Annotated in this window: 9 protein-coding genes; 8 read left to right on the top strand and 1 reads right to left on the bottom strand. The window is 68.4% G+C overall.

Going from position 1 to position 13751, the window contains the following annotated elements:
- Position 1: 1 nt before the first annotated feature.
- From DYS74_RS03605 to nrfD, 7 genes are all read left to right on the top strand, one after another.
- A complete protein-coding gene (locus tag DYS74_RS03605) occupies positions 2-3136 on the top strand; it encodes an efflux RND transporter permease subunit (RefSeq protein WP_121531029.1) in 3135 nt (1044 codons plus the stop codon).
- A 230-nt stretch (positions 3137-3366) separates the two neighbouring features.
- Positions 3367-4353: a DMT family transporter gene (locus tag DYS74_RS03600; RefSeq protein WP_220668818.1), complete on the top strand. Its 987-nt coding sequence runs from the start codon at positions 3367-3369 to the stop codon at positions 4351-4353.
- Between the two features lie 120 nt (positions 4354-4473).
- On the top strand, positions 4474-5649 hold the full coding sequence (locus tag DYS74_RS03595; protein WP_121531025.1) for an efflux RND transporter periplasmic adaptor subunit: 1176 nt from the start codon (positions 4474-4476) through the stop codon (positions 5647-5649).
- Between the two features lies 1 nt (position 5650).
- A complete protein-coding gene (locus tag DYS74_RS03590) occupies positions 5651-7588 on the top strand; it encodes a MacB family efflux pump subunit (protein WP_121531023.1) in 1938 nt (645 codons plus the stop codon).
- A gap of 99 nt (positions 7589-7687) precedes the next feature.
- A complete protein-coding gene (locus DYS74_RS03585) occupies positions 7688-9469 on the top strand; it encodes a sensor histidine kinase (RefSeq protein ID WP_183077442.1) in 1782 nt (593 codons plus the stop codon).
- Positions 9466-10083: a response regulator transcription factor gene (locus DYS74_RS03580; RefSeq protein WP_121531019.1), complete on the top strand. Its 618-nt coding sequence runs from the start codon at positions 9466-9468 to the stop codon at positions 10081-10083. The genes DYS74_RS03585 and DYS74_RS03580 overlap by 4 nt, the downstream gene beginning before the upstream one ends.
- A 194-nt stretch (positions 10084-10277) precedes the next feature.
- Complete coding sequence (gene nrfD / locus DYS74_RS03575; protein ID WP_121531018.1) at positions 10278-11390, top strand: NrfD/PsrC family molybdoenzyme membrane anchor subunit; 1113 nt, start codon at positions 10278-10280, stop codon at positions 11388-11390.
- A 264-nt stretch (positions 11391-11654) separates the two neighbouring features.
- Here the strand turns inward: nrfD and DYS74_RS03570 are convergent, their stop codons facing one another.
- On the bottom strand, positions 11655-12866 hold the full coding sequence (locus DYS74_RS03570) for a polyhydroxyalkanoate depolymerase (protein ID WP_121531016.1): 1212 nt from the start codon (positions 12864-12866) through the stop codon (positions 11655-11657).
- A gap of 100 nt (positions 12867-12966) precedes the next feature.
- Here DYS74_RS03570 and DYS74_RS03565 point away from each other — a divergent pair, with 100 nt between their 5' ends.
- The gene (locus DYS74_RS03565; protein WP_121531014.1) at positions 12967-13623 is read left to right on the top strand and encodes a glutathione S-transferase family protein; all 657 of its coding nucleotides are present in this window, start codon (positions 12967-12969) and stop codon (positions 13621-13623) included.
- Positions 13624-13751: the final 128 nt, after the last annotated feature.

Raw genomic sequence — 13751 nt, 5'->3', positions numbered from 1 at the left:
GATGGCGCGTTTCTTCATCGACCGCCCGATCTTCGCCTGGGTGATCGCGATCGTCATCATGGGGCTCGGGGCGCTCTCCATCCTCAACTTGCCGGTCTCGCAATATCCCTCGATCGCCTCGCCCTCGGTGGTGATCTCGGCGACCTATCCCGGCGCCTCGGCCGAGACCGTGGCCGACACCGTCGTGCAGGTGATCGAGAAGCAGATGACCGGCCTCGACGGGCTGCGCTACATCAACTCCGACACCACCTCGACCGGTCGCGCGACGATCACCCTGACCTTCAAGCTCGGCACCAACCCCGACATCGCGCAGGTGCAGGTGCAGAACAAGCTCAGCCAGGCCGAGGCCTCGCTGCCGGAATCAGTGACGCGGCAGGGGGTGACGGTGAAGAAGTCGAGCACCGGCTTCCTGATGGTCGTCTCGCTGATCTCGCCCGACAAGTCGCGCAACCAGGTCGAGCTGAGCGACTACATGAACTCCTCGATGGTCGAGAGCTTCTCGCGCCTGCCGGGGGTGGGTTCGGTGCAGGTCTTCGGGTCGGAATATGCGATGCGGATCTGGCTCGATCCGCAGAAGCTCAAGACCTATGACATGGCGCCGGCGACGGTGATCGCCGCCGTGCAGGGGCAGAACGCGCAGATCTCGGCCGGCGCCTTCGGGGCGCAGCCCGCGCCCGAGGGGCAGCTCCTGAACGCCACGATCACCGCGCAATCGCTGCTCAAGACGCCGCAGGATTTCGAGCGCATCGTGCTGCGCGCCGATACCGACGGCGGCATGGTGCTGCTGCGTGACGTCGCCCGCGTCGAGCTCGGTGCCGAGAACTACGAGGTCTCGGCCTATTACGACGGGGCGCCCTCGGCGGGCATGGCGATCCAGCTGGCCTCGGGCGCGAATGCGCTCGACACGGCGACGCTGGTGAAGGCGCGGCTGGACGAGATCGCGCCCTATTTCCCCGCCGGGATGAGCTATGTCATCCCCTATGACACCACGCCCTTCGTCACGATCTCGATCGAGGCGGTGGTGCATACGCTGCTCGAGGCGATTGCGCTCGTCTTCCTGGTGATGCTGCTCTTCCTGCACAACTTCCGGGCGACGCTGATCCCGACGATGGCGGTGCCGGTGGTGCTCCTGGGCACCTTCGGGGTGATGGCGGCCTTCGGCTTCTCGATCAACACGTTGACCATGCTGGCCATGGTGCTGGCGATCGGGCTGCTCGTCGATGACGCGATCGTCGTGGTCGAGAACGTCGAGCGGATCATGGCCGAGGAACACCTCTCGCCGAAGGAGGCGACGAAGAAGTCGATGGGCGAGATCACCGGCGCGCTCGTCGGCATCGCCATGGTGCTCTCGGCGGTGTTCGTGCCGATGGCCTTCTTCGGCGGCTCGACCGGCGAGATCTACAAGCAGTTCTCGATCACCATCGTCTCGGCGATGACGCTCTCTGTGATCGTGGCGATCGTCTTCACTCCGGCGCTCTGCGCCACCATGCTGAAACCGCACGGCGGGGCGAAGCCGGGCTTTGCTTCGTGGTTCTCGAAGGGTTTCGAGCATCGCTTCACCCGGATCACCGGCGGTTATGGCGGGATCGTCAAATGGGTGGTGGCGAACCCGGTGAAGGGCGTCGTGGTCTATGCGGCGCTCGTCGCGGCCATGGGCGCGCTCTATGTCCGCACGCCGACCTCCTTCCTGCCGAACGAGGACCAGGGCGTCCTGATGACGATCATCCAGGCGCCCTCGGGCACCACGGCCGAGCAGACGAAGAAGGTGGTGCAGAAGGTCGAGCAATATTACCTGACCGCCGAGAAGGACAATGTCGCCTCGGTGTTCTCGGTGGTGGGCTTCTCCTTCGCCGGCCAGGGCCAGAACATGGCGATGATGTTCGTCAAGCTGAAGGACTGGGAAGAGCGTCAGGGCGTCGCGAACGGCGCCGAGGCGATCGCGGGCCGTGCCTTCGGGCCGCTGATGGGCGGCATCAACGAGGCGGTGGTGATCCCGATCGTGCCGCCGCCGGTGCTGGAACTTGGCAACTCGAACGGCTTCACCGCCTTCCTGCAGGCCCGCACCGGGCAAAGCCACGACGAGCTTCTGGCCGCGCGCAACATGCTGCTCGGGCTTGCCTCGCAAAGCGACAAGCTGATGGCGGTGCGCCCGAACGGCGTCGAGGATGCGGCGCAGTTCAAGCTCAACATCGACTGGCCGAAGGCCGGGGCGGTGGGGCTGACGGCGGCCGAGGTCGGCTCGTTCCTGAACACGGTCTGGTCCTCGACCTATGTCAACGACTTCCTCTATGACGGCCGGGTGAAGCGCGTCTACGTGCAGGGCGAGCCCTGGGCGCGGGCGACGCCCTCCGACTTCGACCTGTGGCGGGTGCCGAATGCGAATGGCGATTTCGTCTCGCTCTCGACCTTCGCGACGCAGGAATGGGTCTATGGTCCGCAGCAGGTGGTGCGCTATGACGCGCTGCCGGCGATGGAGATCCAGGGCTCGCCGAAGCCCGGCGTCTCCTCGGGCGAGGCGCTGGCCGAGATGGAGCGTCTGGCCAGCCAGCTGCCGCCGGGCTTCTCGCTGCAGTGGTCGGGCCTGTCGCTCGAGGAGAAGGAGGCCGGCAACGGCGCGATGATGCTCTATGCGCTGTCGCTTGCCGCGGTGTTCCTGTGCCTTGCAGCGCTCTACGAAAGCTGGGTGATCCCGATCGCGGTGATCCTGGCGATGCCGGTCGGCATCCTCGGCACCCTGATCGGGGCCGTGCTTGGCGGGCAGTCGAACGGCGTCTACTTCCAGGTGGGTCTGCTGACCGTGGTCGGTCTGACCGGCAAGAACGGCATCATGATCGTCGAGTTCGCCCGCGACCGGATGCGGCACATGGGCGAAAGCGCGCGCGATGCGGTGATCGCGGCGGCGCGGCTGCGCTTCCGCCCGATCCTGATGACCTCGATGGCCTTCTCGCTCGGTGTGGTGCCGCTGATCCTGTCGACCGGCGCCGGGGCCGGCGCGCGCGAGGCAATCGGCTATGCCACCTTCTTCGGCACGCTCACCGGGACGGCGCTGGCGATCTTCTTCGTGCCGCTGTTCTTCGTGCTGACCGATCTCGTCTTCGGTCGCCGCAAGCGGGCGAAGGCACAGGCCGCCACCTGATCGCTTTGCCGCGGGCCGTCCGCAAGGGCGGCCCGTGCGCGTTTCGGACCCGCAGGCCGCGCCCGGTGGCAGATCGCCGCCGGGCGCGTTTCGCGTGGCGCAGGGCAGGGCTGCCGGGCACGGTTCGCCATGGACCGGGATGCCGCGCCGCGGTAAACATACGCGACATTTCGGCGCAGCCGCGCGCTGCGCGCAGCACCGCCCTCGGGGCGCCGCGAACGGGGATGACGATGAACGGATTGCGCACTCCTCTGCGGCTGCCCGCGGGCATGGACCCGGTGACCGCGGGTGTTCTGATCGGCTTTGCCGCCTTCGCGATCTATGCCGTCTCGGACGCCTGCGTGAAGCTGATCGAGGGGCAGCTGCCGCCCTACGAATCGGCCTTCTTCGGCGCGGTCTTCGCGCTTCTGGTGCTGCCCGTTCTGCGCGCGCCCGGCGAGCCGTGGCGGGCGATCTTCGCCACCCGCCGACGCGGGCAATGGTGGCTGCGCTTCTTCGCCTATCCGGTCGGCGTGATGGGCTCGGTCACCGCCTTCACCGAGCTGTCGATGGCCGAGGCCTTCGTGCTGATCTTCCTGATGCCCGCCTTCGTCACGGTGATGTCGGTCGTGTTCATCGGAGAGCGGGTCGGGCCGCGGCGCTGGGGGGCGGTGGTGATCGGCTTCCTCGGCGTGCTGATCGTGCTGCGCCCGGGCTTTCGCGAGCTTGGCATCGGCCATCTCGGCGCCACGCTCGCCGGGCTGTGCGGGGCGATCTCGGTCGTCTCGTTCCGCATCGTCGGCGGCGGCGAGTCGCGGCTGTCGCTGTTCGGCTCGGGCACGCTTGGCGGCGTGACGCTATGCTTCATCGCGATGCTGCCCGCCTTCCGCTGGCCCGATGCGACGCAATGGGCGCTGCTGGCGGGCTATGGCCTGCTCGCCGCGCTCGCCAACATGATGATGATGGCCGCGACCCGGCTTGCGCCGGCCGCAGCCGTCAGCCCGACGCAATACAGCCAGATGCTCTGGGCGATCGTGCTGGGCTATCTGATCTTCGGCGACGGGGTCGATCTGCCGATGCTGGCGGGCATGGTGCTGATCGTCGGCTCGGGGCTTCTGACCCTTGCGCGCGAACGTCAGCGCGGGGTGAGCCTGCCGCCGCCGGTCTCGGCCTCGGGCGCGCAGGCGGCCGCCGCGATTGCCGCCGAAACCCGGGGCGAGCCGTCGCAGGACGCCTGAGCCCGCACCCTATCTTGCGGAGGAATTTCGCGAAATGGGCGGCACCGGCGTCGGAAACGGGGCCCGGGCGCGTATCACCTTCTGGCCCGCAACGAAAACACCGGTGCAAGAGTGACTGACATGAAAAGAAACGCGCGACTGCTGACCCTTCTTCTTCTGGCCGTGCTGGCCTGCGGCGGCGGCTGGTACTGGTGGGCGCGCACGGCGGGGCAGAGCGGCGCGGCGCCGACGCTTGCCACCGTCACCCGCGGCACCGTCAGCGAGACCGTGCTCGCCTCGGGCCAGATCGAGGCAAAGCAGCTCGTCTCGGTCGGCGCGCGGGTCTCGGGTCAGATCGAGACCCTCGCCGTCAGCCTTGGCGACACGGTGAAGGCGGGCGACCTGATCGCCCAGATCGACAGTCAGGACCAGCAGAACGATGTGCTGCAGGCCGAGGCCGATCTTGCCAATATCGAGGCGCAGATCGTCGCGATGCAGGCGAACCTGCGCAAGGCCGAGCTGACGCTCGAGCGGCAGACGGCGCTTGGCAAGTCGGACTGGGCCTCGAAGGAGACGATCGAGAGCGCGACTGCCGAGGTGCAGGTCTATACCGCCAACCTGGCCGCGCTGCAGGCGCAGAAGGCGCGCGCCGAGGTCACCGTGACCACCGCCAAGATCGAGCTTGACCGCACCCGGATCACCGCGCCGATCACCGGCACCGTCGTCGCCGTGGCGGTCGAGCAGGGCCAGACGGTGAACGCCATCCAGACCGCGCCGACCCTCGTCAAGCTCGCCGATCTCGACACGATGCAGGTCAAGGCCGAGATCTCGGAAGCCGACGTGGTGCATGTGCAGCCCGGTCAGGACGTGCGGTTCACCATTCTGGGCGAGCCCGAGACCACCTTCACCGCCAAGGTCCGCTCGATCGAGCCCGCGCCCTCGGAAATCGAGAACAGCGACACGATCTCGACCGACGAGGCGATCTATTACAACGGGTTGCTCGACGTCGCGAACCCCGATCACAAGCTGCGCATCGGCATGACGACGCAGGTGTCGGTCCTGCTCGACAAGGCCGAGAACGTGCTGACCGTGCCCGCCGCGGCGGTGAAGCGCGACGGCGAGGGCAATTATGTCGAGGTCTGGGACGCGAAGAGCGGCACCGCCATCCCGACCCGCGTCGAGGTCGGGCTGAACGACAAGGTCACCGCCGAGATCCGGTCCGGTCTGAGCGAGGGGCAACAGGTGGTCACCGGCACCGCCGTGGCCCCGAAGGCGGCGGGCACCACCACCCGGATGCGCCCGCCGATGGGGATCTGAGATGAGCGATCCGCTGATTTCCGTGCGCGGCGTCGGCCGCTCCTTCCAGGCCGGTGAGGAGACGATCACCGTCCTGCGCGACGTCGATCTCGACATCTGGCCGGGCGAATTCGTGGCGATCATCGGCGCCTCGGGCTCGGGCAAGTCGACGCTGATGAACATCCTCGGCTGTCTCGACCGGCCGAGCGCGGGCAGCTATCGCTTCGCGGGCGAGGATGTGGGCGGGCTTGACCCCGACGCGCTCGCCCGGCTGCGGCGCGAGCATTTCGGCTTCATCTTCCAGCGCTATCAGTTGCTCGGTGATCTCGATGCGGTCGGCAACGTCGAGGTGCCGGCGATCTATGCGGGCGAGGGGCGCGCCAGCCGGCGCAGGCGCGCGACCGAGCTGCTGACCCAGCTCGGCCTCGGCACCCGGCTCGACCACCGGCCGAACGAGCTTTCGGGCGGCCAGCAGCAGCGCGTCTCGGTGGCGCGCGCGCTGATCAACGGCGGCGAGGTGATCCTGGCCGACGAGCCGACCGGCGCGCTCGACACGAAAAGCTCGGCCGAGCTGATCGAGCTGCTGCTCGATCTGAACGCCAAGGGGCACACGGTGATCGTCGTCACCCATGACCCGACCGTGGCCGCCCATGCCCGCCGCGAGATCGAGATCAGCGACGGCCGGATCGTGCGCGACAGCGGCCGCACCGAGGCCGGGGAGGGCGCCGCCCGTCCCGCCACCGCGGAGCGCGGCGCCGGCGCGCTTTTGCGCCGCGCAAGCGAGACGCTGTCGATGGCGCTGAAGGCGATGCTGGCGCATCGGGTGCGCTCGTTCCTGACCATGCTCGGCATCATCATCGGCATCGCCTCGGTGGTGCTGGTGGTGGCGCTCGGCTCGGGCACGCAGGAGAAGATCCTGCAGAACATCTCGTCGCTCGGCACGAACACGATCACCGTGCGCGCGGGCACCGGCTTTGGCGCGCGCGACGCCGGCAAGACCGAGACGCTGATGCCCTCGGACGCCTCGATGATCGCGCTGCAACCCTATGCCGACGGCGTCTCGCCCGCGGTCTCGAACAGCTCGAACGTGCTGCATGGCAATGTCTCGGCCACGGCCGCGGTGAACGGGGTGAGCGGCGATTACTTTGCCGTCCACGCCTACGAGACCGTCGACGGCCAGCAGTTCGACAGCCGCGACGTGACCGAGCTTGCGCAGGTCGCGGTGATCGACGAGGATACCCGCGACACCTTCTTCCCGAACGGCGAGGACCCTCTGGGCCAGGTGCTGATCCTCGGCCATGTGCCGGTGCGGGTGATCGGCGTCGTGCGCTCGACCGGCGCGACCTTCGGCCCCTCGTCGCTGAACGTCTGGATCCCCTACACCACGGCGATGTCGCGGGTGTCGGGGCAGAATTACCTCGACAGCATCGGGGTGAAGATCGCCGACAGCTATGACATGACGAAGGCGCAGTCCGAGATCACCGCGCTGATGCTGAACCGCCACGGCACGCAGGACTTCTTCCTGTCGAACAGCGACACGATCCGCGCCACGATCACCTCGACCACCGAGACGATGACCTGGCTTGTCGCCGCGATCGCGGTGATCTCGCTGGTCGTCGGCGGCATCGGGGTGATGAACATCATGCTGGTCTCGGTCACCGAGCGCACCCGCGAGATCGGCGTGCGCGTGGCGGTCGGCGCGCGGCGCAGCGACATCGTCGGGCAATTCCTGGTCGAGGCGGTGCTCGTCTGTCTGGTCGGCGGCGTGCTCGGCATCGCGCTGGCGCTTGGCGCGGGGGCGGTGATCGGCCTGGTCTATACCACGGTGACGCTCTCCTTCTCGGGCACGGCGATCGTGGTGGCGTTCCTGTCCTCGACGCTGATCGGGGTGACCTTCGGCTTCCTGCCCGCCCGCGCGGCGGCCCAGCTCGACCCGGTGGTGGCGCTGAACCGCGAGTGAACCGGACCGCGAGTGAACCGGAAGGGGGCGGCAAGTCGCCCCCTTTCCCCTGGACCGCGCTTGCGCCTATGCTTGGGGCGGACAAGAGCGAGGGCGCGGGTGCTGGGACGGATCGGGGCAGGCTGGGGGCTGGTGGTGGCGGCCCTTGTGGCATGTGCCGCCCCGGCCGCGCAGGCAGATGTGCTGCGCATCGGCGTGCTCGACTATCAGGGCTCGGAGCATTCGATCGCGCATTGGCAGGCGACCGGGGCGGCGCTGAACGCGGCGCTGCCGGGCCATCGCTTCGAGCTTGTGGCGCTCGACATCCATGCCCTCGATGCCGCGCTCGATGCCAACAGCCTCGATTTCGTCATCACCAATCCCGGCAATTACGCCGAGCTTGAATATCGCCACCATGTCAGCCGCATCGCGACGGCAGAGGGCGACATTCCGGTGGCCTCGACGCTGGTCACCACCGAGCCGCTCGAAAGTTATGATGACCTCTCCGGCCGCCGCCTCGCCGTCGTCGCGCCCGAGGCCTTCGGCGGTTTTCAGGTGCTCTGGCGCGAGCTTTACGACCATGACACGCGCCTGCCCGGGCGGATCGAGCCCCTGGTGACCGGCTATCCGATGCAGGCCGCGGCGCAGGCGGTGCTTGACGGCAAGGCCGATGCCGCGGTGCTGCGTGCCTGCCTGCTCGAGGAGCTGCAGGCGGCAGACCCCGGGCATTGGGCAGGGCTTCATGCCTTTGCCACCCGCGACCTGCCCGAGGTGCCCTGCGCGGTCTCGAGCCGGGTTTATCCGGGCTGGCCCTTCGCCAAGACCCGCCACACCGATGCGGCGCTGTCGAAACAGGTGGCGATCGCGCTTCTGGGAATGGAGGGGGGCAACCTCTGGACTGTGCCGCTCGACTATCAGCCGGTGCATGACCTGCTGCGCGCGCTGCGCATCGGCCCCTATGCCCGCACCGGCCCGGTCAGCCTGAGCGAATTCGTCGAGGATTACCGCGACTGGCTGATTGCGCTTGGCATCGCGCTGATGTTCTGGGCGCTTTATTCGGTGCGGATCGAGAGCCTCGTGCGCCGCCGCACCGCCGCGCTCGATGCCGCGAATGCGGGGCTGGTGCGCGAGATCGCCGAACGCGAGCGGCTCGAGGAGGAAGAGCGGCTGCACCGGCGCGAGCTCGAGCACGTCGCGCGGCTGTCGATCCTGGGCGAGATGGCCTCGAGCATCGCGCACGAGCTGAACCAGCCGCTCAGCGCGATCGCGAATTACGCGCAGGGCTGCTCGATGCGGCTGAAGTTCGGCACCTTCACCCCCGAGGACATGGACCGCGCCTCGACCGAGATCGCGGCGCAGGCCGAACGCGCGGCGACCGTGATCCGCCGCATCCGCGCCTTCGTGAAGAAGCGCGAGAGCCTGCGCGACCCGGTTGATCTGAACGACATGCTGCGCGAGACGGCGGTCCTTTACGAGGCGACGGTGCACCGCGCCGGCGTGCGCACCGAGCTGATGCTGGCGGGCGATCTGCCGGTGGTGTTCGCCGACCGGGTGCAGTTGCAGCAGGTGGTGCTGAACCTCGTGCAGAACGCGGTCGAGGCGATGGCCGAGACGCCGGCCGAGGAAAAGCGGCTGCTGATCCGCTCGGCGCGGCAGGCGGATGCGCTGAAGGGGGCGGGGGTGTGCATCTCGGTGCGCGACCGGGGCACCGGCCTGTCACCCGCCGCGATGGCGCGCTTCGCCGAGGCCTTCTACACCACGAAACCCGAGGGGATCGGGCTGGGGCTTGCGCTCAGCCGCTCGATCGTCGAGGCCCATGGCGGCTGGCTGCGCGCCGAGACCCCCGCCGACGGCTGCGGGCTGCGCGTCAGCATGTGGCTGCCGGCACAGGAGGATGCATGAACGAGGATGCGGTGATCCATGTTGTCGACGACGACCGCGCCGCGCGCGAGGGGCTGGGCTTCCTGCTCGGCTCGCTCGGGCTGAGGGTGGAGGCGCATGCCTCGGCGGCCGAGCTGCTCGACCGGCTCGACTGTGCGGGCGTGGGCTGCATCCTTGCCGATGTGCGGATGCCCGGGATGACCGGGCTTGAACTCCTCGACGAGCTTGGCCGGCGCGGCTGTGCGCTGCCGGTGATCATGATCACCGGGCATGGCGACGTGCCGATGGCGGTGCGGGCGATGCGCGCGGGCGCGATGGATTTCTTCGAGAAGCCGGTGAACGGCATGGCCCTTGTCGGGCGGCTGAACGAGGCGCTGGCGCTCAGCCGGTCGCGGGCCGAGGCGGCGCGCGGCGCGGCGCAGGTGCGCGCCCGTGTCGACAGCCTCACCGCGCGCGAGGCAGAGGTCGCCAGCGCGGTGCTGGCCGGCCGGCTGAACAAGCAGATCGCGGCCGAGCTCGGCATCAGCCTGAAGACCGTCGAGATCCACCGTCACAACGTGATGGACAAGATGGGGGCGAGTAGCGCCGCCGATCTGGTGCGTCTGCTTGTCGCGGCGGGCTGGACCGAAACCTAGGGGCAAACCCCTAATCTTCCGGGGTTTGTGCCGATACCGGCCGGGGATGCGTCGGGCGTAGGGTTCTTTCCGGTCGAGGTGGAAAGGGGGAGCCGTGGAGAAGAACCGTCGCGGCTTTCCCGGTGCGGCCGGCCGGGCGATGATCGGCGCTGCGCCCTTCATCCCGGGCATACGCAAGGCGGGGGATCACTGACATGCAGGTGCAGATTCACGACCTTGTCGGTGCGACGCACGAGGCGGCCTGGCTCCCCTGGGCGGTGCAGTACTTCTTCCTGATCGCGCTCTCGGTCACGGCGCTTCTCATGGCGCTGCCGGGCTTCGTGCTGGGCCGCGCGGCGGCGATGCCGCGCGCGCGGCTCGCGCTGATGACGGCGGTGACGACGGGGATCACCGCGCCGATTGCATTGCTGGCCGACCTGCACCAGCCCGGCCGGTTCTGGGAGTTCTTCTTCTACACCCATCCGACCGCGTGGATGGCCTGGGGCGCCTGGATCTTGCCGGGCTATGTCGGGCTGCTGATCGCCTTCGCCTGGGCCGTGCACCGGCCGGCCTTCTGGGCCTGGGGGCAGGGCGACTGGCGCTATGCGCCGCTTTTCCGGCTCCTGGCGCTCGGCGGCGCGGGCAACGGCTTTGCCCGTCCGCTCGGAGTGCTGGCCGGGCTCGCGGCGCTCGGCCTCCTGACCTACACCGGGATGGAGGTGATGGTGGTGCGCTCGCGCCCGCTGTGGAACACCCCCTTCCTGCCGCTGCAATTCGCCGCCACGGGCTGTGTCGGCGCGCTTGGGGTGATGCTGGTGCTCGGCCGTTCGCTGGGCACCGGGGCGGCGGTCGAGGCGGCGATGAACCGCGCCCTTGCGCTGGCGCTCGGCCTCGTCGGTGTGCTGGGCGCGGCCTGGTTCGCGCTGGCGCTCTCCGGGCTCAGCCCGCGCCACGCCGCGGCGCTCGCCTCCGTCGCGGGCTTCCCGGTCTGGCAGCGGATCGCGCTCTGGGGGGCGGTGGCGATCGTGCTGCCCTTCGGCATCGCGCTGGCCGCCCCGGCGCGCAGCGGCTGGATCACCGGGCTTCTCGCCATCCACGCCGCCTGGATGTTCCGCTGGACCGTGTTCATGGGCGGGCAGGCGGTGCCGAAGGTGGGATCGGGTCTTTATGACGCGCTGATGCCCACCGGGCTGGCCGGGCTGATGGGGGTGATCGGCACCTTCGGGCTCTGGCTCGTCCTGCTGATCGCCTACACGACCTTCGTGCCCTGGGATCAGGTCGGGGGGACGAAATCCGGCACCGCCCCCGAACCCGCCCGCAGCTTCTGAAGGAGAGCCCCGATGCCCACGCGCCGCACGATCCTGCAAGGCGCCGTCGCGACCGGGGCGACGACGGCGCCGGCGGGTGGTCGATCCGCGGATGGAGCGCGACGCGGCGGGCGAGCGGGTCCGGGATGGAGACGTTTCTGATCGCCAGCGCGAAGCGGAGGAGGCTGCCCGCAGGGCTCGAAATACCGGCCGAGCCCGGAACGGAACTCCCCCGGCGCCTGTGGGTGCGGGGGCCGTTTTAATTCAGTGATTTGCGTGGCGACCTTAATCTACCGCCAGGATCATGTTGCGCACCACCGGATAGATCTCGTTGTCCCAGCGACGGCCGTTGAACACGCCGTAATGGCCGACATTCGCTTGCAGGTGGTGGCGCTTCAGATGCGGGCGCAGCGCGCTGCACAGGTCATGCGCGGCCGAGGTCTGCCCCAGCCCGCAGATGTCGTCGCGCCCGCCCTCGACGGTCAGCAGCGCCGTGTGCCGGATCGCGCCGGGGTTCACCTTGCGGCCCCTGTAGGTGAAGTCGCCGGTCGCCAGCTCGGCCCTCTGGAACACCCGGTCGATGGTCTCGAGGTAGAATTCCGCGGTCAGGTCCAGCACCGAGAAATACTCGTCGTAGAAGTCCTTGATCTTCTTCGCCTCGGCCTCCTCGCCATTGGCGAGGTGGTGATAGAGTTTCTCGTGCTGCTCGCGGTGGCGGTCCATGTTCATCGCCATGAAGGAGAAGAGCTGCACGAAGCCCGGATAGACCTTGCGCCCCGCCCCCGCAAAGCGCAGCGGCACGGTGCCGATCACCGTGCGCTCGAACCAGTCCATCGGCTTCTCGTTCGCCAGATCGTTGACTGAGGTCGGGCTTTCGCGCACATCGACCGGCCCCGCCATCAGCACCAGCGAGCGCGGCGTGGCCGGGTTGCGGTCCTCGGACATCACCGCGGTTGCGGCAAGCGCCTGCACGCAGGGCTGGCACACCGCGAGCATATGCGCGCCCGGGCCGATCTCTTCCATGAAGCGGATCAGATAGGCGACGTAATCCTCGACGCCGAAATCGCCCGCCGACAACGGCACGTCGCGCGCATTCGTCCAGTCGGTGATGTAGACGTCATGGTCGCGCAGCAGCGTGCGCACCGTGCCCGCCAGCAGCGTGGCGAAATGGCCCGAGAGCGGCGCCGTCACCAGCACCTTCGGCAACGGCGTGTCGAGATCGCGCGCGAAGTGCAGCAGCCGGCCGAAGGGCAGCTCGAGCGCCACCTCCTCGCGCACCGGCCGCTCGCAGCCATCGACCTTCACCGTGCCGATGCCGAAGCGCGGCCGGTCATGGCTGAGGCCGAAGCGGGTGATCATCTCGAGCCCCGCCGCCTGCTGCCGGATCAGCTGCGCGAAGGGGCCGCTGGCCTTGGGCGTGAAGGAGAGCGCGAAATGGGCGGCGGTGCGAAAAGGGGCGAAAATATCATCAAGAGACTGGTAGGTTGCATAAAGCATGGCGATTCACCCCTTTGACGCCCGAAAACCGCTGGTCAGGCCCCCGGCAGCCTGCGACAAAATTTCCGGGAATACAGCCCTTCTCGGGCAAGGAGGCACCGTGACGCAAGCAACGCTTACGATTTCATCGAAAAACTATTCGTCATGGTCCTTGCGCGGCTGGTTGTTGTGCAAGATGGCCGGGCTCGACTTCGCCGAAAGCCCGGTCGACCTTTCCGATGCCGGCGCGCGGCAGGAACTGCTGCTGCTCACCCCCTCGGTGCTGGTGCCGCGGCTCACCCATGGCAAGGTCGAGGTCTGGGACACGCTCGCCATCGCCGAATACCTGAACGAGACCTTTCCCAAGGCCGGGCTCTATCCCGTCGACAAGGTCGCCCGCGCCCAGTGCCGCTCGGTCTCGGGCGAGATGCACTCGGGCTTTTACAACCTGCGCTCGGCGCTGCCGATGAATCTCAAGGCGCGGCACGAGAAGTTCAAGATCTTCTCGGGGGCGCGCCCGGATGTCGAACGGGTCAAGGCGATCTGGCTCGAGTGCCTCGCGACCCATGGCGGGCCGTTCCTGTTCGGCGCCGCGCCGACCGTCGCCGATGCGATGTATGCCCCGGTCTGCACCCGCTTCCGCACCTATTCCGTGCCGCTCGAGACCCGGCTCGCGGCCTATGTCGAGACCATCCTCGGCTGGGCGCCGATGCAGGAATGGACGGAGGGCGCGCTGGCCGAACCCGACGAGATCGTCGAGCTCGAGGTCGAGTTCTGAGCCGTCCCCTGTCGATCATCACCTATCCTCAGGTTGCGTGAGGGGTGATCTGCCCGGAATTGCGGCTTGGGCGGGGTGAGGTGCGGGGAAAACTGCCCGGAAAAGCGGCACGATTTGCATCGTGAGAA

The sequence above is a fragment of the Paenirhodobacter hankyongi genome, from assembly GCF_003664585.1.
In the GTDB taxonomy this organism is placed as follows: Bacteria; Pseudomonadota; Alphaproteobacteria; order Rhodobacterales; family Rhodobacteraceae; genus Rhodobacter; species Rhodobacter hankyongi.
Note: the sequence above shows the minus strand (reverse complement) of the source record. Positions and strands in the feature narration are given on the sequence as shown.